This window comes from Aquabacterium olei (genome assembly GCF_003100395.1).
Taxonomy (GTDB): domain Bacteria; phylum Pseudomonadota; class Gammaproteobacteria; order Burkholderiales; family Burkholderiaceae_C; genus Aquabacterium; species Aquabacterium olei.
Genome location: NZ_CP029210.1, coordinates 1,738,549 through 1,757,766 on the forward strand (window position 1 = coordinate 1,738,549; position 19,218 = coordinate 1,757,766).

Here is a 19,218-nt window from a genome sequence, read left to right on the forward strand (position 1 = left end):
GGGCTTTTGAAAGTGAGACGGCGTGCGCTCACGGGCGCAAGGGCTCGCCGATGACCCCTTTCTTCAGCAGCACGTTGCCGTAGGGCTGAAGATCGCTGGTCAGCACGATGGCGTGGGCGCGACGCACCGCATCATAAAAGGCGAAGCGCTCGATGGTTTCGCACTCATCGGGGCCGACCAACCCGCGGGCGCTCAGCATCCCGATCACCTCGCGTTGCAGGCCGCTGAGGTAGCCGTCCGGCGTCTGGCATACCTTCATGAAGGCCACCGGTTTCTCTTCGGGGGTGCCGAGGGGCAGCAGCGACAGAATGGCCTCGCACGCCCGCTGCACCGAAGCCCCGGGCAGGTGGATCAAGGCCTTGTGGCCCCCGCCCGGTATCCGGGCCAGCGTGGCGGCCGTGAAGTTGGCATCGGCCACCACAATGGCGTCGCCGTGGCCCATCTCGGCCAGCACCTTCAGCAGGTCGGGCGTCAGCAGCGGGTCGATGCCTTTCAGCACAGGGCCTCCCTGGGCAACTGATCCGCCGTCATGGCGCCGGTCATCACCGCCACGGTGTCGGACATGCTGACCACCTTGGGGTTCAGGATTGCGGCGCGTCGGCCCAGGCGTTGCACGTGGATGCGGTCGGCAATCTCGAACACGTGCGGCATGTTGTGGCTGATGAGGATCACAGGCAGGCCCTTGTCCCGCACGCGGCGTATCAGCTCCAGCACCATGTTGCCTTCCTTGACGCCCAGGGCGGCGGTCGGCTCGTCCATGATCACAACATGGCGCGCAAAGGCGGCAGCGCGGGCCACGGCCACACACTGGCGCTGCCCACCCGAGAGCGTCTCGACGGCCTGCGTCATCGAGCGAATGCCCACCTTCAGGTCGTTCATGCGCTCGATGGCCTCGGCCAGCATGCGCCGCTTGTCGATCACCTTGAACAGCTTGTTCAGCGCGCCGGGCTTGAAGACCTCGCGGCCCAGAAACAGGTTCTCGGCAATCGTCATTGCGGGGGCAACCGCCAGATCCTGGTAGACGGTCTCGATGCCGTGGCGGCGCGCGTCGATCGGGCTCTTCATGTGAATGGGCTGGCCATTCATCAGGATCTCGCCTTCATCCGGCACCAGCGCGCCCGACAAAGCCTTGATCAACGAGGACTTGCCCGCGCCGTTGTCGCCGATCACGGCGAGGATCTCACCGGCGCGCAGTTCGAAATCCACGCCATCGAGCGCGGTGACCTGGCCGTAGCGCTTCACCAGACCCCGGGCCTGCAGCACGATGGGTTGGGTGGAGGGGGAGGCCTGCATGGCGGCTCCTTCAAAGTCGGCTTGGAGGATGGCAGACACGGTCAGGCTCGCTTGTGAGAGAGTTGGTCGGTGGCCACCGCCAGGATCACGAGGATGCCGGTGATGAGGATCTGGTAGACGGACGACACGCCCATCAGCGTCAGGCCGTTGCGGAACACGCCCACGATCAGCGCGCCGATCAGGGTGCCGACGATGATGCCGCGGCCGCCGAACAGGCTGGTGCCCCCCAGCACCACGGCTGTGATCGAGTCGAGGTTCTCCGTCTGACCTGCCTGCGGGTCGCCCACGCCGGTGCGGGCCACGGACAACAGCGCCGCGATACCGTAGAACGTGCCGGCCAGTGCATACACCGTCAGCAGCACGCGCTCGGTCGAGATGCCGGTCAGGCGCGCGGCCTCGCGGTTGTTGCCCACGGCGTACAGGTGGCGCCCGGGGGCGGTGTGGCTCAAGGCGAACCACACCATCGCGTAGAGCGCCAGCATCACCAGCACCCCGCCCGCCACCGGCGTGCCGAGGATCATGATCGGGTCACCCAGAAAGGTCATCGCCTCCGGCAGGTCGGTGATGGTCTGGGCGCCCGAGTAGATCTGCGTGATCGCGAAGGCGATGTTCATCGTGCCCAGCGTCACGATGAAGGGCGGCAGCTTGATGCGGGTCACCAGCAGGCCGTTGAGCAGCCCGAACGCGGTGGTCGCCCCGATGCCGAGCAACATCGCCAGCAGCGGGTGCAGGCCCATCTCGGTCGCCAGCTTCGTCATCACGATGGAGCCGAGCGCCATCACCATGCCGCACGACAGGTCGATGCCCGCCGTCAGGATGATCAGCGTCTGGCCGATGGCGAGCAGCCCCACCACCATCACCTGCTGCAGAATGAGCGAGAAGTTCTGGCCCGACAGGAAGTTATCGGCCTGGGTGGCAAAGAAGGCGCTTGCCGCGAGCAACGCAAGCAAGGGCCCGAGGATGGCCATGGGCGGCAGGTGACGGGTCCAGTCTTTCATGCGCTCAGCCCGGTTCGGAGAGGTGGGGGTCGCCAGCATGGTGTACCCCGTTTACTTCTTGCCCCAGCAGAGGTTCAGGCCCGTCTGGGCGTCCTTGCTGTCCACGCCCGGCACGACCTTGCCGGCAATCAGCGTCACCCCGGTGTCGGTGTAGCCGGCCACCTTCTTGCCCGTTTTCGCGTACTGCACGCCCGCGTCCACGCCCATCGAGGCCATCTTCAGCGGGTATTGCTGCGAGGTGGCAGCGATCTTGCCGGCGGCCACGTCCTTCACACCCTGGCAGCCGCCATCGACCGACACGATCAGCACGTCCTTCTCCTTGCCCGCGGCCTTCAGCGCCTTGTAAGCGCCTGCAGCGGCCGGCTCATTGATCGTGTAGACGAGGTTGATGTCCGGGTTCTTTTGAAGGCAGTTCTCCATCGCGGTCTGGCCCTTGGCTTGGTCGCCGAAGGAGTCGGCCATGCACACCACCTCGGCGGGCTTGGACAGTTCGTTCGATGTGGCCGGGTTGGCCGCCAGGCCGAAGCCCTTCAGGAAGCCGTTGTGGCGCTGGGCCCCCACCGGGTGGCCGGGGAACAGGTCCAGCGTCGCAATGCGGGCCGGCTTGCCGCCCAGCGACGCTTTGGCGTACTGGCCGATCAGCGCGCCGGCCTTGTAGTTGTCGGTGGCAAACAGCGCGTCCACAGCCTCCAGCGGGTCGGTGGGGCTGTCGAGGGCAATCACCATCACGCCTTTGTCGCGCGCCTTCTTGATCGCCGGGACGATGGCCTTGGCGTCACTGGGCGTGATCAGGATCGTCTTCGCGCCGGCGGCCATCATGTTCTCGATGGCAGTGACCTGCCCGGCGTTGTCGCCGTCCTGCTTGCCTGCAGCGGTCAGCAGTTTGACATTCTGCGCCTTGGCGGCCGCCGTCGCGCCTTCCTTCATCTTGACGAAGAACGGGTTGGTCTCGGTCTTCGTGATCAACCCGATGACAGGCTGATCGGCCGCTGCAGCGAACTGGCTCAGGGCGGCCAGCGCCACAGCGCTCAGGGTGACAGCAAGGGTGCGCGAGATCGGCATGGTGTGTTCCTCGGTAGGGTGGTGTCGTCAAGCCTCGTCGCCCGTCGCCGGACAACGGGAGCAAGTATCTGAACGCTTCATTAATAAATCAACCCGTTTTATTTATGACAAACCCTAGTGTCGAACGCGAGGGGGCAGCGGCACACTCGGCGGCGTTCTGTCCCATCTCCCCAAGGAGACCCCATGTTTGCAGCCCTCGGCGAAGCCCTTGTCGACCTCATCGAGCACCCTGACGGCCGGTATGAGCCCTGTCTGGGCGGCTCCGTGTGCAACTTCGCCCGTGCCATGGCCCGCCAAGGGCAACGCATCCGCTACCTCAACCCGCTCTCGTCGGACACCTTCGGGCAGCGCTTCGTGGCTCGCTTGCAGGCCGACGGCGTGGACCTGGGCCAGATGCCGCGCAGCGCCTGTCCCACCTCGCTGGCCGTGGTGTCACTGGGGCCGGGCGGTGTGCCGTCTTACACCTTTCACCGCCAGCACGTGGCCGACCGCGATGGCACGGCAGACGAACTGATTGCACGCCTGCCGGCGGCCTTGCGCCTGATTCACACCGGTGGGCTGGCGCTGGCCCCGGGGGACTGGGCCAAGGTCCACACCGTGCTGCGGGCTGCCCGGCTGCGGGGTGCGGTCGTGTCGGTGGACGCGAACCTCCGGCCGGTGGTGGTCGGGCCCGGCGCCGCCGACCAGGCGGCCTACGTGAACGCGGTGCGCCAGGCCCTCGGCATGGCGCAGATCGTCAAGCTCAGCGACGAAGACGTGCGCGCCCTGGGCTGGAACAGCGCCGACCTGAACGCGGTGGGCACCCAGCTGCTGTCCAACCCCATGACGCAGCTGGTGGCCTTCACGCTCGGGGCCGACGGCGCGATGTTGATGACCCGACAGGCTTGCGTGCAACTGCCGGTGCCGGCCGCGGTGGCGGTCGTCGACACCGTGGGGGCGGGCGACTGCTTCCAGGCCGGGCTGCTGGCCTGGCTGGCCCACGAGCACCACCTGACGGCCGATGCGCTGGGCCAGCTCACCGTGTCCGACCTGGAGGCAGCCTTGCGGCACGCCATGGCCACGGCCGCCATCAATGTGCAGCGCAAGGGGTGTGAGCCGCCCGGCTGGGATGAGACGCGGGCCTGGCTGCGAGCCTGAGTCGCGGCAGGGGCGGACGGCCCTGCGCTAGCATCCCCACATGACCGCACCCGAACTGCCTTCCTCTGACGCCACCGCGCCTGCCGCGCAGCCTGTGGGCCGCGCCACCGGCCTGATTCACCACGCTTACGAGCCCCCGGGCGGCTTCGGCTCGGTGCAGCCCGGCGTCTTCAAGGCCTCCACCGTGTTTTTTCACGACACGGCTGCGCTCAAGGCGCGCGAGTGGAAGGACAAGAGCGGCTACACCTACGGCCTGCACGGCACGCCGACCACCTTCACGCTTGAAGAGCGGCTCGCCACCCTCGAGGGGGGCCGCCAGTGCCTGCTCGCGCCTTCGGGGCTGTCGGCGCTCACGCTGGTGGCGCAGTCGCTGCTGAAGGCGGGCGACGAGGTGCTGCTGCCCGACAACGTGTACGCGCCGAACCGCGACTTCACCCGGGTGGAACTGGCGCACTGGGGCATCACACACCGGGTGTACGACCCGATGGACCCGGCGTCGCTCGCCGGCCTTATCAACGAGCGCACCCGCCTGCTGTGGCTGGAAGCACCCGGCTCGGTCACACTCGAGTTCCCGGATCTGCAGGCCTTGCTCGCGGTGGCCCGGCAGCACCCGCGGCTGGTGGTGGCGCTCGACAACACCTGGGGGGCTGGGCTGGCCTTCAACCCCTTCGAGCTGGGCGTGTCGGGCCCGAATGGGGCAGCGGGTGTCGACATCAGCGTGCACGCGCTCACCAAGTACCCGTCGGGCGGGGGCGACGTGCTGATGGGCTCCGTCGTCACGCGCGACGCGGCGCTGCATCTGCAACTCAAGCTCACGCACATGCGGCTGGGCCTGGGGGTAGGCGCCAACGATGCCGAGGCGCTGCTGCGCGGGCTGCCCAGCCTGGCGCTGCGTTACGCCGCGCACGACCGGGCTACGCGCGCCGTGGCGCAGTGGCTCTCAGCGCGCAGCGAGTTCGCCCAGGTGTTGCACCCCGCCTTGCCCGAATCGCCCGGACACGCCGCCTGGGCCCAGGTTGCCACGCAGGCGGGCGGGCTGGTGTCGGTGGTGTTCGATCACCGGCGGTTCGCGGCAGACCGTGTCGATGCCTTTGTGGATGCGCTGCGCCTGTTCCGCATCGGCTATTCGTGGGGTGGGCCGGTGAGCCTCGTGATGCCCTACAGCCTGCGCGGCATGCGCCAGTTCGGTCCGCTGGCCGGCCGGGGCAATGACACCCTGGTGCGGTTCGCGATCGGCCTGGAAGAGGTCGACGACCTGCTGGCCGATCTGGAGCAGGCTCTGAAGGTGATGGGCTGAGCGACCAAAAGGCCTGGTCGCTTCGCGCCTCAATCCTTCGGATTGGATGAGACCTTCTGTCTCATCAGCCGGCCCTTTTCGCGTTCCCAGTCGCGGTCCTTGATGGTGTTGCGCTTGTCGTGCTCGGCCTTGCCCTTCGCGAGCGCAATGTCCGCCTTCACGCGGCCACCCTTCCAGTGCAGGTTCAGCGGCACGATCGTGTAGCCGCGCTGCTCGGTCTTGCCGATCAGGCGCCTGATCTCGGCGCGGTGCATCAGCAGCTTCTTCGTGCGGTCGGCGTCGGGGTTCACGTGCGTCGAGGCCGAGCGCAGCGCGTTGATGCGCAGCCCGATGAGGTAGAGCTCGCCGTTCTTCACCACGACATAGCCGTCGGTCATCTGCACCTGGCCTTCGCGAATGGCCTTCACTTCCCAGCCCTCGAGCACGACGCCGGCTTCGTACTTTTCTTCGATGTGGTAATTGAAGTGGGCTTTGCGGTTTTCAGCAATCGACATGAGAAGGGGCGTCGTTTTCGTAAAATGGCGGGATTCTATGAAGCACGTCCACAAGTCGGTCCTGCTGTGGTACTCGCCGCGCGAAATGTATGCGCTGGTCACCGCGGTCGAAGACTACCCCAAATTCCTGCCCTGGTGCGACAAGGCCGAGGTCCTGCAACGTCACGACGACGGCATGACCGCGCGCCTGCACATCCATTTTGCAGGCGTACGCCAGGCCTTCACCACCCGCAACGTCAATGAGACAGGGCGGTCGGTGTGCATGACCCTGGTCGATGGCCCGTTCTCGCAGCTGGAAGGCACGTGGACGTTCTCGCCGCTGAACACGCCGGGTGCGGCGGCTGCCCCGGGCGATCCGCTCGATGCGCCCGCGTGCAAGGTCGAGTTCTCGCTGAAGTACGCGTTCTCCAGCCGGCCGCTCGAACTCGTCATCAGCCCGGTGTTCGACCGCATTGCCAACACCTTCATCGATGCCTTCGTGAAGCGTGCGGAGCAGGTCCATGGCCCCCGCTGAGCCGCTGTTGGCCCGGATCGCCGTCGAGGTGGCGGTGAGTGTCTCGCCGCGCGTGGTCGAGCGCGTGGCGCTCGAATTGCCCAGTGGAGTGACACTCCGCGATGCGGTGGAGGCGTCCGGCCTGATCGGTCGCATCGAGGGGCTGGATGCCGAAGGGCTGGCCCAGGGCGTGTGGTCGGCTGGCGTCTGGGGGCATCGGGCCCGTGCGACGCAGGCGTTGCGCGATGGTGACCGCGTCGAACTGGTTCGCCAGCTCAAGGTCGACCCGAAGGAGGCGCGCCGGCAGCGCTACCGCAGCCAGGGCGAAAAGATCCCGAAGGGGTGGCACCGTCCACGGAACTGGACGGCGACCGGGCAGGGCGACTGACAAGGTGGCCGAACGTCGGGCACCGCACCCGACGCGCGCGCGGTCAGCGGCAGTTGCCTGCCATCACTTCCTGGGTGCGGCGCATCTCTTCCGCGCGGCCGGCATCGTCGAGGATCTCGCGTTCGCCGGCAGCATTGGTGCGCGCGATGCGGATGCCGTCCTGCAGCGATTTCATGTAGGCCGTGGCGCGCTGGCAGTTTTCAGCGCGAACCTTGGCCTGCTTGTCTTCCTCGGCCTTCATCTGGGCCTTCTTTTCTTCTTCGGCCTTGCGGCGGCGGGCTTCCAGTTCGCTGTCGGCCTTGGCCGCAGCGGCCGACGCCGCGGGCGTGACGGGCGCTGCAGCCGGTGCCGCTTCGGCCGCCTTCACCACGGGGCGGCTGGTGGGGGCCACCGGACGCGCCAGGATCGCCTGTTCCGGCGTGCCCGCCGGCGGCGGACGGTCGCTGTACTGGATGCTGCCGTTCGCATCCCGCCATTTCCACTGCGGTGCGGCCGAGGCGGGCAGGCTGTATAGACACAACGCGGCCAGCACAGACAGGGCCACGCGTGACGAAATCGGGTGCAGGGTGCTCATCTGCACAAGTTTAGCCCTGCTGTCTTCCCCGGCTCCGGGGGATTGTGTGGATTCGGCCCGCGAACACGTACGTTTTCCCGGTGTCCGCTTCACCGCGTATAATCCGCTTTTGCGTCTGGAGCCCTGTTCATGCGCCTGCTTGGTAAAGCCCTCACGTTTGATGACGTGTTGTTGGTGCCCGCGTACTCTCAAGTGTTGCCCCGCGACACGTCGCTGGCCACCCGTCTGTCCCGCAATATTCAGCTGAATCTGCCTCTGGTGTCCGCCGCAATGGACACCGTGACGGAAGCTCGCCTGGCGATCGCCATCGCCCAGGAAGGCGGCATCGGGATCATCCACAAGAACCTGTCGCCCAAGCAACAGGCAGCCGAAGTCGCGCGCGTCAAGCGCTACGAATCCGGCGTGCTGCGCGACCCGATCACCATCACGTCGGACGTCAAGGTCCGCGATGTGATCGAGCTGTCCAACCAGCATGGCATCTCCGGGTTCCCGGTGGTGGACAACGGCAAGGTCGTGGGCATCGTCACCGGCCGGGATCTGCGTTTCGAAACCCGCCTCGACGCCCCGGTGCGCGAGATCATGACGCCGCGCGAGCGCCTGGTCACCGTCAAGGACGGTGCCACCCAGGCCGAAGCCAAGGCCCTGATGCACCAGCACAAGCTGGAGCGCGTCCTGATGATCAACGACGCCAACGAGTTGCGCGGCGTGTTCACGGTCAAGGACATCACCAAGCAGAACACCTTCCCCAACGCCGCCCGTGATGCCCATGGCAAGCTGCGCGTGGGGGCAGCGGTGGGTGTGGGTGACGGCACCGAAGAGCGCGTCGAGCTGCTGGTCAAGGCCGGTGTCGATGCCCTCGTGGTGGACACGGCCCACGGCCACAGCCACGGCGTGATCGAGCGCGTGCGCTGGGTCAAGAAGAACTTCCCGCAGGTCGACGTCATCGGCGGCAACATCGCCACCGGCGCGGCGGCCCTGGCCCTGGTCGAAGCCGGCGCCGACGGCGTCAAGGTGGGCATCGGCCCCGGCTCCATCTGCACCACGCGCATCGTCGCCGGTGTGGGCGTGCCCCAGATCATGGCCATCGACAACGTGGCCACCGCGCTGCAAGGCACGGGCGTCCCCCTGATTGCCGACGGCGGCATCCGCTACTCCGGTGACATCGCCAAGGCAATTGCTGCCGGCGCCAGCACCGTGATGATGGGCGGCATGTTCGCCGGCACCGAGGAAGCACCGGGCGAAGTCATCCTGTTCCAGGGCCGCAGCTACAAGAGCTACCGCGGCATGGGCTCGATCGGCGCCATGAAGGACGGCTCGGCCGACCGCTACTTCCAGGAAAACGACGAGACCACGAACCCCAACGCCGACAAGCTGGTGCCCGAAGGCATCGAAGGTCGCGTGCCTTACAAGGGCTCGGTCATCACGATCCTGTACCAGATGGCTGGCGGCCTACGCGCCTCGATGGGCTACTGCGGTTGCGGCACCATCGCCGAGATGCACAACAAGGCCGAGTTCGTCGAGATCACGGCTGCGGGCATCCGCGAAAGCCACGTGCACGACGTGCAGATCACCAAGGAAGCCCCGAACTACCGCATGGAGTAAGGGGCACGGCGGCCGGTGCCCGACGGTGGTCGCGCCGGCCCGTCTTTCCTGACCGCATGAGGACACCGGCTTCGGCCGGTTCCTTTTTTTGACCACCGACCGAGACAGCCATGGCTTCGAACTCCGGCCGCCAGGCGGCCATGCCGTTCATCATGATCACGGTGCTGCTCGACATGATGTCGATCGGCATCATCGCGCCTGTCCTGCCCAAGCTCATCGGGTCGTTCATGGACAGCGGGGCGGGCACCTCCGTCGGGTACGGTGCAGCCCAGGCCGCCTTTGCCATCGCCCAGTTCTTCAGTGCGCCCGTGCTCGGCGCGCTGTCCGACCGCTACGGTCGCAGACCGGTTCTGCTGCTCGGGCTGGTGGGCATGGCGGTCAACTTCTTCGTCACGGCGCTGGCCACCGAGTTCTGGATGCTGATTGCCGTGCGCATCATGGGCGGTGCGGTGTGCGCCAACATTGCGGTGGCCAACGCTTACGTGGCCGACATCACCCAGCCGAAGGACCGTGCCAAGAACTATGGCCTGCTGGGCGCCATGTTCGGCCTCGGCTTCATCCTGGGCCCCGTGATGGGCGGTGTGCTGGGCGACCACAACATCCACTGGCCGTTCATGCTGGCGGGTTCGCTGTGCCTGCTGAACGCCGTCTACGGCTACTTCGTACTGCCCGAGTCGCTGCCGGCCGAGCGCCGCCGCGCCTTCGAATTTGCCCGCACCAACCCGTTCAGCGCGCTGGCCCGCCTGCGTGAGCTCAAGGGTGTCGAGACGCTGCTCTGGATCATGGGGCTGTCCATCCTGGCGCAGTTCTGCCTGCACACCAGCTGGTTCCTCTACACCGAGTTCAAGTTCGGCTGGACGCCCAAGGACAACGGCCTGTCGCTGTTCGCCGTCGGCATGATGGCCGTGCTGGTACAGGGCGGGCTGCTGCGGCAGATCCAGAAGCGCATGCCCCTGCACAACATCGTCCGCATCGGCCTGGTGTCGGCCACGCTGGCCTTTGCCGCCTTTGGGGCCGTGCCCGAGGGCTGGATGATGTACGTCGTCATCGTCGTCAACGTGTTCGGCTACATGGTGCAGCCCGGCCTGCAGAGCGTGGTCTCGAATGCGGTCGACCCGTCGCGCCAGGGCGAAAGCATGGGCGCCGTCTCGTCCATCAACAGCGTGGCCGCCATGCTGGGCCCGGTGCTGGGCTCGCCGCTGCTGGCGGCTGTGTCTCATTACCCGCAGGGGGACTGGCGCATTGGCGCGCCGTTCTACCTGTGTGCCGCCATCCAGGCCATCGCCGCCGTCATCGGCTTGCGTTACTTCAGCCGCGCCTTCCATGATGCCCCTGCGCGCACCGTGCGCACCGGGGTCTGATCCCGCCCGCCTTTTGCCTCACGCCCGAAGCCTGCCCAAGAGAGCTCACCATGCATGACAAGATCCTGATCCTCGATTTCGGCTCCCAGGTCACCCAGCTGATCGCCCGCCGCGTGCGCGAGGCCCACGTGTACTGCGAGATCCACCCGAACGACGTGTCGGACGACTTCATCAAGTCGTTCAACCCCAAGGGCATCATCCTGTCTGGCAGCCATGCTTCCACCTACGAAGACCACCAGCTGCGCGCGCCGCAGGCCGTGTGGGATCTGGGCGTGCCCGTGCTGGGCATCTGCTACGGCATGCAGACCATGGCGGTGCAGCTGGGCGGCGAAGTGAGCTGGTCCGACACCCGCGAGTTCGGCTACGCCGAGGTGCGCGCCCATGGCCACACGAAGCTGCTGGACGGCATCCAGGACTTCACCACCCCCGAAGGCCACGGCATGCTGAAGGTGTGGATGAGCCACGGCGACAAGGTCACGCGCCTGCCCGAGGGCTTCACCCTGATGGCCTCGACGCCAAGCTGCCCGATCGCCGGCATGGCCAACGAGGCCAAGCGCTACTACGCGGTGCAGTTCCACCCCGAGGTCACGCACACCATCCAGGGCCACGCCATGCTGACGCGCTTCGTGCGCGAGATCAGCGGCTGCGCGGGCGACTGGGTCATGGGCAACTACATCGAAGAAGCGGTCGCGAAGATCCGCGAGCAGGTGGGTGACGAAGAGGTCATCCTCGGCCTGTCGGGCGGCGTCGATTCGTCGGTGGCGGCGGCGCTGATCCACCGCGCGATCGGCGACCAGCTGACGTGCGTCTTCGTCGACCACGGCCTGCTGCGCCTGAACGAGGGCGACATGGTGATGGACATGTTTGCGGGCAAGCTGCACGCGAAGGTCATCCGTGTCGACGCGAGCGACCTGTTCCTGGGACAGCTGGCCGGCGTGAGCGATCCGGAGAAGAAGCGCAAGATCATCGGCGGCCTGTTTGTCGACGTCTTCAAGGCCGAAGCCGGCAAGCTCAAGGCGGCTGGCAACGGCGTGAAGGGCGCGACCTTCCTGGCGCAAGGCACGATCTACCCGGACGTGGTGGAGAGTGGCGGCACCAAGACCAAGAAGGCCACGACCATCAAGAGCCACCACAACGTGGGCGGCCTGCCGGAGCAGCTGGGCCTGAAGCTGCTGGAGCCGCTGCGCGAGCTGTTCAAGGACGAAGTGCGCGAACTGGGTGTGGCGCTGGGCCTGCCCCACGAGATGGTCTACCGTCACCCGTTCCCGGGCCCGGGCCTGGGTGTGCGCATCCTGGGCGAAGTGAAGAAGGAATACGCCGACCTGCTGCGCCGCGCCGACGCCATCTTCATCGAAGAGCTGCGCTCCACCATCGAGCCGCTCAGCGGCAAGAGCTGGTACGACCTGACCTCGCAGGCCTTCACGGTGTTCCTGCCGGTCAAGAGCGTGGGCGTGATGGGCGACGGCCGCACGTACGACTACGTGGTGGCGCTGCGCGCGGTGCAGACCAGCGATTTCATGACCGCCGACTGGGCCGAGCTGCCGTACAGCCTGCTCAAGAAGGTGTCGGGCCGCATCATCAACGAGGTGCGCGGCATCAACCGCGTCACCTACGACGTGTCGAGCAAGCCGCCTGCCACCATCGAGTGGGAATGATTTGAAGGCGGTTCACACCGTCCCAGAACGTCTCATGAATGCATTTAAGCCCTTGATCTTCAAGGGCTTTTTTGTTTTTGACGTCCCATGAGGTTTCATGACATCCCGAGGTTTTTGTCGGCACGGAAGACGGTTGATTTTTTGAGTCAATTGATCTTTGATTGCTTACCGTCTTGATGCTCTGACGGTAAGCGATGCAAGGTAAGAGAGGGGTTACCCAATGGCACTGACAGACACCAAACTCAAGAACCTCAAGCCCACGGACAAGGTCTACAAGGTGGTGGACCGCGATGGGATGTACGTCGTCGTCTCACTCAAAGGAACACTGACTTTCCGCTATGACTACCGGCTCGCGGGGCGGCGGGAGACGCTCACACTGGGGCAGTACGATGAGTTCCAGGCCTCGCAGCCTAAGCGGGCCCCCGAGGACATCAAGTACGGAGATCCGCTTTCGCTGGCTGACGCGCGCGACCTGCTGGCCAGAGCGAAGAACATGGTCAGCCGAGGGGAGTCGCCAGCGCGTGTGAAATCTGAAGCTAAGAAGGAATGCCAAGAGTCAGGCACCTTCGAGTTCTTTGCAGACATCTGGTTGCGAAACGGCGGCCTGGCGGACAGCACGGCGGCGATGCGCAAGAGCATTCTGGATCGTGATGTGCTGCCCAAGTTCGGCAAACGCAAGCTGGAAGAGATCACGTCCAGCCAAGTGCTCGCGCTGTGCGAAAAGATCAAGGAGCGCGGCGCTCCGGCCACGGCAGTTCATGTACGCGAGGTCATCCAGCAGGTGTACCGGCACGCCATGTCCAGGGGGCTCAAGATCGAGAATCCCGCTGAAGCGGTGAAGGCTTCAGCCATTGCCACCTTCAAGCCCAGGGAGCGCGCATTGACGCCTGGGGAGATTCACCAGTTCTTTTCGGTGCTGGACACCATCGGTACCTTGCCCACGCTGAAGCTGGCGGTGAAGTTCATCTTGCTGACCATGTGCCGCAAAGGCGAGTTGTTGCTGGCGACCTGGAAAGAGGTGGACTTTGATGCGGCCACCTGGACGATTCCGCCCGAGCGGATGAAGGCCAGGCGGGCGCATGTGGTCTATCTCAGCAGTCAGGCACTCGATCTGTTGGTTGGCCTCAAAACCTGTGCTGGAAGCAGCCCATATTTGCTCCCCGGTCGGTATGAGACCGACAAGCCGATGAGCGAAGCTACGCTCAACCGTGTGATTACTGCGGCGGTGGAAAAGGCCCAAAAGGACGGACTGGATCTCCCTCACTTCTGCGTGCATGACTTGCGCAGGACGGCATCAACACTGCTTCACGAGGCTGGCTTTAACACCGACTGGATCGAGAAGTGCCTGGCTCACGAGCAGAAGGGGGTGCGTGCTGTCTACAACAAGGCGGAATACGCCGAGCAGCGGCGGGCCATGTTGCAAAGTTGGGCCGAGATGGTGGACGACTGGATTCGGGGCAGCAAATTGACGCCTGTTGTCATGATGTCGCAGGGCGCTCTGTCCATCAGAAGTTTGGATCAAGATCGCGTGACGGGTCACGCTGCCAATGGCTGACTTGGTATCTGCGGGTTTCAAACTTCACGGCTCGAACCTCGACCACGTCCAACTCCGTGGCGACAAGCTCAAGTGTCGGCAGGGTTTCCAGCAGCTCGGCGCTGGCGGACCCATGCGGAACCCAGCCAGCGAAGCCCTGTTCAAGAAGGGCTTCATCGATAGGGGAGTCGTCGTTGCCTGTCGTGGGGACAGCGTCTGCCACCGAGGTCAAGTGCACCACATATTCGACGTCATCAGCCTCGTCGCTCATTTGCATGACGGTCACTTCGTCTCGTGTGGTCTGTGCGTCAGGTGGCATCACTTTGCAGGCATGACTGAAAAGCACCACGTTGGATCCTTCTCCTCCACTTTGGGTTGACGGGTAGATCAGCCCATCGAGTCGAGGTTGAAGGGTGGCCAAATATTCGCAAATCACTTGGGTGATCACGTAGTCAAGGGCTTCGTCAGAAGGCAGCACCGGTGCGGACAGCTGCAAGGACAGGCGTCGCATGAAGGCAAACCGTTCTGCTTCTTGCTGAAAGCCTGGGTGGAACATGCTGCCCCGCGCGAACAGGCGGTCGAATGCTTTGAGGTTCACTAGTCGTAGGGGCCTCAGTGGTCTGAAGCCAGCCACAACCACCGAAGACCCGACGGGTGCACGGACCTCTGCAATGCAGGTGGCTACTTCGGTCGCGCCATAAAAAACGCTGATGCCAGCAGCATTCATGCGACCAGCCGGCGCAACTTTCCTCGGTGGTGCACTCAGTTCGGTTTCCCGCCTCAGCAAAAACTGCGTCACCTCACCGTGGTCCTTGGCCACTCGTGCGCGGTAGAGCAGGGCATCGGTGCCCTTGGTGATGACGGCTGGTCCATGGTGGCCTTCAAGGTGCTCCAGGCCATCGAAGATGGTGGTCAGGAACTGCAAGACGGCTGAGCTGAAGAACCTTGACTTGTGGGTGACGTCTTCCTTGATCGATTCCCACCATTGCTGCAAGCGATGTCCATCCGCAACCGTCTGCACGTAGCAGGCCTCATATCCGAATGGATCTTCTTCGCTCGGGTCGTCGTGGTGGTGCCAGTGTCGTCGGCTGTCAAGCTCAGCAATGACCGCATCTGCGATTTCTTCTGTGATGCCCGCCATGGACTGGATGACCTTGTTCGGTGGCTCGCCCTCCCGGGTCCACTCGTATGTGCTTTCCTTGTCCATGTGGAGGAACAGTTCGTATCCCTCTGGCGCGCTGGGGCTCAGTACGAAGTTTTCGTGAAACACCGGTTCGATGCGGTCGGCCAATGTCTGGATGCTCCAGGTTTTTGCGCCGCGACGGCCGCAAAACGTGCATTTGGCTTTGCTGCCGGATTGCTTGATCTCGGCGACGAGCATCTCATCGGACACGCATCGATGGCACACGAGGTCAATCTGATCGGTTGAGGCCATTGTTCTGCTGGATGGTGGGAGCTGTCAGACCGGCAAACGGGCCTGAACTTGCAAGCCCCCCAGTTTAGCCCTAAGATTGCATGAAATTTCAATGAGAATTCTGTCATGACTGCTGTTTCGGTTGCTTCTGAGAGGCCGGTGAGTGGCGCCGCTGAGCGGTTGGCCGCTTCGCTGCGTCCTGGGCGGGTGTACCGGCGGGAGGATTTGGCTGAAATGAGCACGGCGGTAGACCGTCACGTGCGCGAATTGGTCAAAGAAGGTCGAGTGAAGAAGCTGGCGCAGGGGATGTACTACGTGCCGAAGGTGTCCAGCTATGGGCCCGTGCCGCCCGAGGATGCTGAAGTGGTTGGCAGTTTCCTGCGCGATACCGAATTTCTTGTTTTCTCGCCGTCGGCATACAACGCAGTGGGCCTGGGTACAACGCAGCTTTACAACCGCACGCTGGTCTACAACCACAAGCGGCATGGCGTGTTCAAGCTCGGCAATCGGCAGTTCGATTTCCGGGTGAAACCACGTTTCCCCAAAAAGCTCACGCCGGAGTTTTTGTTTGTCGATCTACTCAACAATCTTGAGCAGTTGGCTGAAGATCGTGACGCAGTCCTGCGGCAAGCACAGAGCAAGCTGCCATCGTTTGACCCCGACAAGCTCAAACGCGCACTCTCGACATTTGGCTCCGTGGCCACCCGCAAGCGCACCAAAGGTTGGCTGAATGCCTGAATTTCTGCATGACCGAAAGGACTTCAGTGACCTGCTTGCCGTTGTCGCTGATGAGCGAAGCCTTGATCCGACATTGGTCGAGAAGGACTACTGGATCATGCATTGCCTTTGGGGGCTGCGAACTCAGGGGTTCAACTTCGAGCTCAAGGGCGGCACATCCTTGTCCAAGGGGTTTGGTGTCATCCATCGATTCTCGGAGGACATCGACATCCGCATCGAGCCACCCACAGATTTGGACGTCAAGACCGGCCGCAATCAGGATAAGGCCGCCCATGTCGCGTCCCGCCGAGCTTTCTATGACTGGCTGGCCGTCGAAATAAAAATGCCGGGCATTGTTCAAGTCGCTCGTGATGAAGATTTCGACGATGAGAAGATGCGCAGCGGTGGCATCCGGCTTTCTTACGCGGCGCGCACCGCCCCATTGGCAGGTGTCAAAGACGGGATATTGCTAGAGCTCGGTTTTGATGACACGGCACCCAACCGCCCGGTGACGATCTCGTCCTGGGCGTGGGACACAGCAAGCGCACGCGGCATCTCTGTAATGGATAACAGGGCCATCGACGTGCCGTGCTATGCGCCCACCCACACCTTTGTCGAGAAGCTTCAGACGATTTCGACCAAGTACCGGAAGCTGGGTGAGGCACAGGCGTTCCCTGCGAACTTCTTGCGCCACTACTACGATGTGTACTGCTTGCTGCAGTTGGATGAGATCCAGACGTTCATGAAGGATCCTGCATACCAGGAGCGCAAGAAGCAGCGCTTTCGCACGGGGGATGAGTTGGTGATTGCCAGCAATCCGGCATTCATCCTGAAGGATGCTGACGAGCGCAAGCGCTTTGCCACTGAGTACAGGAAGACTCAGGCGCTGTACTACCAAGGGCAACCAGACTTTGACGCACTTCTGGCTCGCATCGAAGAGAACATTGCCTTGATGTAGCAGAGTGAGTCATCCAGCCTTCCATCTCTCCAAGAAGCCAAATTTAGACATCGACCCAGGTTAGAAATTTGGCAGCACTAGGTTATGACCGGCACATGTGGAGTCGGACGGCGGACACGGTGTTACGGGTTGCCGCGTTGCCGCAACGGCTTCAAGGCTTTCTCGCACTGTCGTACTGCACTGATGGAGGACGTCATGCTTGCCGGGCGCGTTCTCTTTGCCGTTGGCGAAGTCGCTTGACGTAGGTGGAGTCGACAATTTTTTCTGGGCCAAGGCCTAAGGAAGGTCTGCACAAATGAGCGCTGACCGTGGTTGGGTGCACTGACATGACCAGATTGGCGGTTGAACGCTCTCCCGGCAGGTGTTTTGGGCACGTTTCGCGCCCATTTCCCATGCGCTGGACGCACTCATGCCAAGCTCCCCGTCAAACGCTTGCGCACCATCCACAAATTGGCCAGCGCAAACAGCGTGTGCAACTGCGCCGTGTTCTTGGCCAGGCCGCGGTAGCGCACCTTCACATGACCGAACTGGCGCTTGATGACGCGGAACGGGTGCTCCACCTTGGCGCGGATGCTGGCCTTGATGCGCTCGACCTGCTCGGTCAGCGCATCCTTGGGATCGGCCTTGTCCAGCAGCTTGCGCAAGCCCGGTCGCATGGCCACATGCCACTGCACATCCGCTTTGGCGTCGGGCCGCTTGTGCGCACCTTGGTAGCCGGCGTCGGCGAAGACATCCGTCTCTTGTCCGTGCAGCAAGCTGTTGGCTTCGACCACATCGTTGACGTTGCCCGATGTGCCGCGCACGGTGTGCACCAGACCGGAATCAGCGTCCACGCCGATGTGAGCCTTCATGCCGAAGAACCACTGCTGGCCCTTCTTGCTTTGGTGCATCTCCGGGTCTCGTTCACCGCTGGCGTTCTTGGTCGAGCTCGGCGCCGAGATCAGCGTGGCATCGACCACCGTGCCACTGCGCAGCATCAGGCCTTTGGCACCCAGCAGCAGATTGACCGTTGCGAGGATCCGCTCGGCCAGCTTGTGCTTCTCCAGCACATGGCGGAAGCGCAAGATGGTGCTCTCGTCGGGCAGTCGGTCATCCCAGCCGCCGAGGCCGGCGAAGTCGCGAAACAGGGGCATGTCGTGCAGCGCTTCTTCCATGGCCGGGTCGCTCAGCGTGAACCACTGCTGCATGAAGTGGATGCGCAGCAGCGACTCCACCGGGAACGGCGGGCGGCCGCGTTTGCCTTCGGGCATGAATGGCGCGATCTGCGCCACCAGGTCGGACCACGGCACCACCCGGTCCATCTCGTCGAGGAACTCCCGGCGGCGCGTGCGCTTCGTCGATGTTCCCAATCCAAGGCTGCTCTGCTTCATGGGCTCAATGGTCTCAGGCAATCAGGCCGGCGCCAAGCACGTGTCCGGGCGGTTTATGCAGACCATCCCTAATGCGCAACTCAACAAGCTGGCCATGCTTTGGTCAGTGAGCTCGAATGCGTTCGGCAAAAAGCCATGGTTGCGTCTGCTTGACTCTTCCAGTGCGACGAAGAACGCTTTGAAGGTGTCCGCCAGACCTGCGCGCTTGCCTTCCGTTCCCGCGTCAGTGATTGCGTCGTGCGGCAATGGGGTGGCCCGAGCCGCATCGTCGGCGATGACCTGAACGAACGCACTCAAATCAGGCCAGTATTTCAGATCGAACTGGCGTGTGAGAGCGTTCAGTTTTTCCTTTACCCAGCTTTGGTAGCTGTAGTTCTGTTCAGCGGCTGCATGGATCACGTCTACTGGGTGGTAATGCGTGTCGCAGGAAAAGCCAGAGTGGTTTTTCAGCGTTGTACGTTCGCTCAGCAGGCTGGCAAGCTCCGACGCTTTTTCCTGAATTGCTAGATTTACCTCGACCAGCCTGTTTCTGCCTTCACGCGCTTCGATATTGGCCTCTGGGCTCCAGAATGCTGCGGTGCTTTGCAAGAGGTCGAAGAACACCTTCAGCGCATGAGGATGCTCGTGCAGCTTGTTGAAGATCTCTTCGTAGGCTTCGTTCAGTTCGAGCCCACGCGCCAGAAGTCGGTCAATGACTTCAACCTCGCTGGGCAGAATGGCCTTCTCAATTTTGTCGCTTCGATCTGCTGCCAGCAAGGCCTCGCAGATCGCACGCGCGTTTTCCTGGGGTGTGGATTCAGTTGCCATGCTGGCTCCTCATTGATGTAAGCATAAGCGTACAGAGGTCCCGAAAATCTGTCGGTACCTGAAC

19 protein-coding genes are annotated in these 19,218 nt (G+C 63.6%); 10 read left to right on the plus strand and 9 right to left on the minus strand.

Features of this window, described 5'->3' with window-relative positions; all coding sequences use genetic code 11:
* Positions 1-28: 28 nt before the first annotated feature.
* Genes DEH84_RS07950 through DEH84_RS07965 form a run of 4 tightly spaced genes read right to left on the minus strand, consistent with a single transcriptional unit; the run spans position 29 to position 3,353 of the window.
* Positions 29-499 (minus strand): RbsD/FucU family protein, encoded by a 471-nt coding sequence (locus DEH84_RS07950; protein ID WP_109036336.1) that lies wholly within the window; start codon positions 497-499, stop codon positions 29-31.
* A complete protein-coding gene (locus DEH84_RS07955; RefSeq protein WP_109036338.1) occupies positions 493-1,293 on the minus strand; it encodes an ATP-binding cassette domain-containing protein in 801 nt (266 codons plus the stop codon). The genes DEH84_RS07950 and DEH84_RS07955 overlap by 7 nt, the downstream gene beginning before the upstream one ends.
* A 41-nt stretch (positions 1,294-1,334) precedes the next feature.
* Entirely contained in the window at positions 1,335-2,291 is a 957-nt protein-coding gene (locus tag DEH84_RS07960) for an ABC transporter permease (RefSeq protein WP_218929771.1), read from the minus strand.
* 51 nt (positions 2,292-2,342) lie between these two features.
* A complete protein-coding gene (locus DEH84_RS07965) occupies positions 2,343-3,353 on the minus strand; it encodes a sugar ABC transporter substrate-binding protein (protein WP_170119673.1) in 1,011 nt (336 codons plus the stop codon).
* A gap of 183 nt (positions 3,354-3,536) precedes the next feature.
* Between DEH84_RS07965 and DEH84_RS07970 the strand changes: the two genes are divergently transcribed.
* Together DEH84_RS07970 and DEH84_RS07975 are read left to right on the plus strand one after the other, a co-directional pair.
* The gene (locus DEH84_RS07970; RefSeq protein ID WP_109036343.1) at positions 3,537-4,490 is read left to right on the plus strand and encodes a carbohydrate kinase family protein; all 954 of its coding nucleotides are present in this window, start codon (positions 3,537-3,539) and stop codon (positions 4,488-4,490) included.
* A gap of 40 nt (positions 4,491-4,530) precedes the next feature.
* Positions 4,531-5,787 carry a PLP-dependent transferase gene (locus DEH84_RS07975; protein WP_109036345.1) on the plus strand — a complete coding sequence of 419 codons (1,257 nt, stop codon included), beginning with the start codon at positions 4,531-4,533 and terminating at the stop codon, positions 5,785-5,787.
* A 29-nt stretch (positions 5,788-5,816) separates the two neighbouring features.
* On the opposite strand, the gene smpB is transcribed toward DEH84_RS07975, so the two are convergent.
* Positions 5,817-6,281 (minus strand): SsrA-binding protein SmpB, encoded by a 465-nt coding sequence (gene smpB / locus DEH84_RS07980; protein WP_109036347.1) that lies wholly within the window; start codon positions 6,279-6,281, stop codon positions 5,817-5,819.
* Positions 6,282-6,318: 37 nt separating this feature from the next.
* Between smpB and DEH84_RS07985 the strand changes: the two genes are divergently transcribed.
* Together DEH84_RS07985 and DEH84_RS07990 are read left to right on the plus strand one after the other, a co-directional pair.
* Positions 6,319-6,795: a type II toxin-antitoxin system RatA family toxin gene (locus tag DEH84_RS07985; RefSeq protein ID WP_109036349.1), complete on the plus strand. Its 477-nt coding sequence runs from the start codon at positions 6,319-6,321 to the stop codon at positions 6,793-6,795.
* On the plus strand, positions 6,782-7,162 hold the full coding sequence (locus tag DEH84_RS07990) for an RnfH family protein (RefSeq protein WP_109036351.1): 381 nt from the start codon (positions 6,782-6,784) through the stop codon (positions 7,160-7,162). The genes DEH84_RS07985 and DEH84_RS07990 overlap by 14 nt, the downstream gene beginning before the upstream one ends.
* A gap of 43 nt (positions 7,163-7,205) precedes the next feature.
* Here the strand turns inward: DEH84_RS07990 and DEH84_RS07995 are convergent, their stop codons facing one another.
* Entirely contained in the window at positions 7,206-7,736 is a 531-nt protein-coding gene (locus DEH84_RS07995) for a DUF4124 domain-containing protein (RefSeq protein ID WP_109036353.1), read from the minus strand.
* A gap of 129 nt (positions 7,737-7,865) precedes the next feature.
* On the opposite strand from DEH84_RS07995, the gene guaB reads away from it, so the two are divergent.
* From guaB to DEH84_RS08015, 4 genes are all read left to right on the plus strand, one after another.
* Entirely contained in the window at positions 7,866-9,338 is a 1,473-nt protein-coding gene (gene guaB, locus DEH84_RS08000; protein ID WP_109036355.1) for an IMP dehydrogenase, read from the plus strand.
* Between the two features lie 110 nt (positions 9,339-9,448).
* Positions 9,449-10,699, plus strand: coding sequence for an MFS transporter (locus DEH84_RS08005; RefSeq protein ID WP_109036357.1), 1,251 nt, complete (start codon positions 9,449-9,451; stop codon positions 10,697-10,699).
* Between the two features lie 50 nt (positions 10,700-10,749).
* Positions 10,750-12,354: a glutamine-hydrolyzing GMP synthase gene (guaA, locus tag DEH84_RS08010; protein ID WP_109036359.1), complete on the plus strand. Its 1,605-nt coding sequence runs from the start codon at positions 10,750-10,752 to the stop codon at positions 12,352-12,354.
* 220 nt (positions 12,355-12,574) lie between these two features.
* Entirely contained in the window at positions 12,575-13,909 is a 1,335-nt protein-coding gene (locus DEH84_RS08015) for a tyrosine-type recombinase/integrase (protein WP_058086133.1), read from the plus strand.
* On the opposite strand, the gene DEH84_RS08020 is transcribed toward DEH84_RS08015, so the two are convergent.
* Positions 13,860-15,323, minus strand: coding sequence for an RES family NAD+ phosphorylase (locus tag DEH84_RS08020; RefSeq protein ID WP_109036361.1), 1,464 nt, complete (start codon positions 15,321-15,323; stop codon positions 13,860-13,862). The two genes, DEH84_RS08015 and DEH84_RS08020, sit on opposite strands and share 50 nt — an antisense overlap.
* A gap of 105 nt (positions 15,324-15,428) precedes the next feature.
* Here DEH84_RS08020 and DEH84_RS08025 point away from each other — a divergent pair, with 105 nt between their 5' ends.
* Both DEH84_RS08025 and DEH84_RS08030 read left to right on the plus strand, forming a co-directional pair.
* Complete coding sequence (locus DEH84_RS08025) at positions 15,429-16,040, plus strand: hypothetical protein (protein ID WP_058089456.1); 612 nt, start codon at positions 15,429-15,431, stop codon at positions 16,038-16,040.
* A complete protein-coding gene (locus DEH84_RS08030; protein ID WP_058089457.1) occupies positions 16,033-16,977 on the plus strand; it encodes a nucleotidyl transferase AbiEii/AbiGii toxin family protein in 945 nt (314 codons plus the stop codon). Before DEH84_RS08025 ends, DEH84_RS08030 begins: the two co-directional genes overlap by 8 nt.
* Before the next feature lie 407 nt (positions 16,978-17,384).
* On the opposite strand, the gene DEH84_RS08035 is transcribed toward DEH84_RS08030, so the two are convergent.
* Both DEH84_RS08035 and DEH84_RS08040 read right to left on the minus strand, forming a co-directional pair.
* Positions 17,385-18,347: an IS5-like element ISBmu20 family transposase gene (locus tag DEH84_RS08035; protein ID WP_109036365.1), complete on the minus strand. Its 963-nt coding sequence runs from the start codon at positions 18,345-18,347 to the stop codon at positions 17,385-17,387.
* 21 nt (positions 18,348-18,368) lie between these two features.
* Positions 18,369-19,154, minus strand: coding sequence for a hypothetical protein (locus DEH84_RS08040; RefSeq protein ID WP_109036366.1), 786 nt, complete (start codon positions 19,152-19,154; stop codon positions 18,369-18,371).
* Positions 19,155-19,218 lie beyond the last annotated feature (64 nt).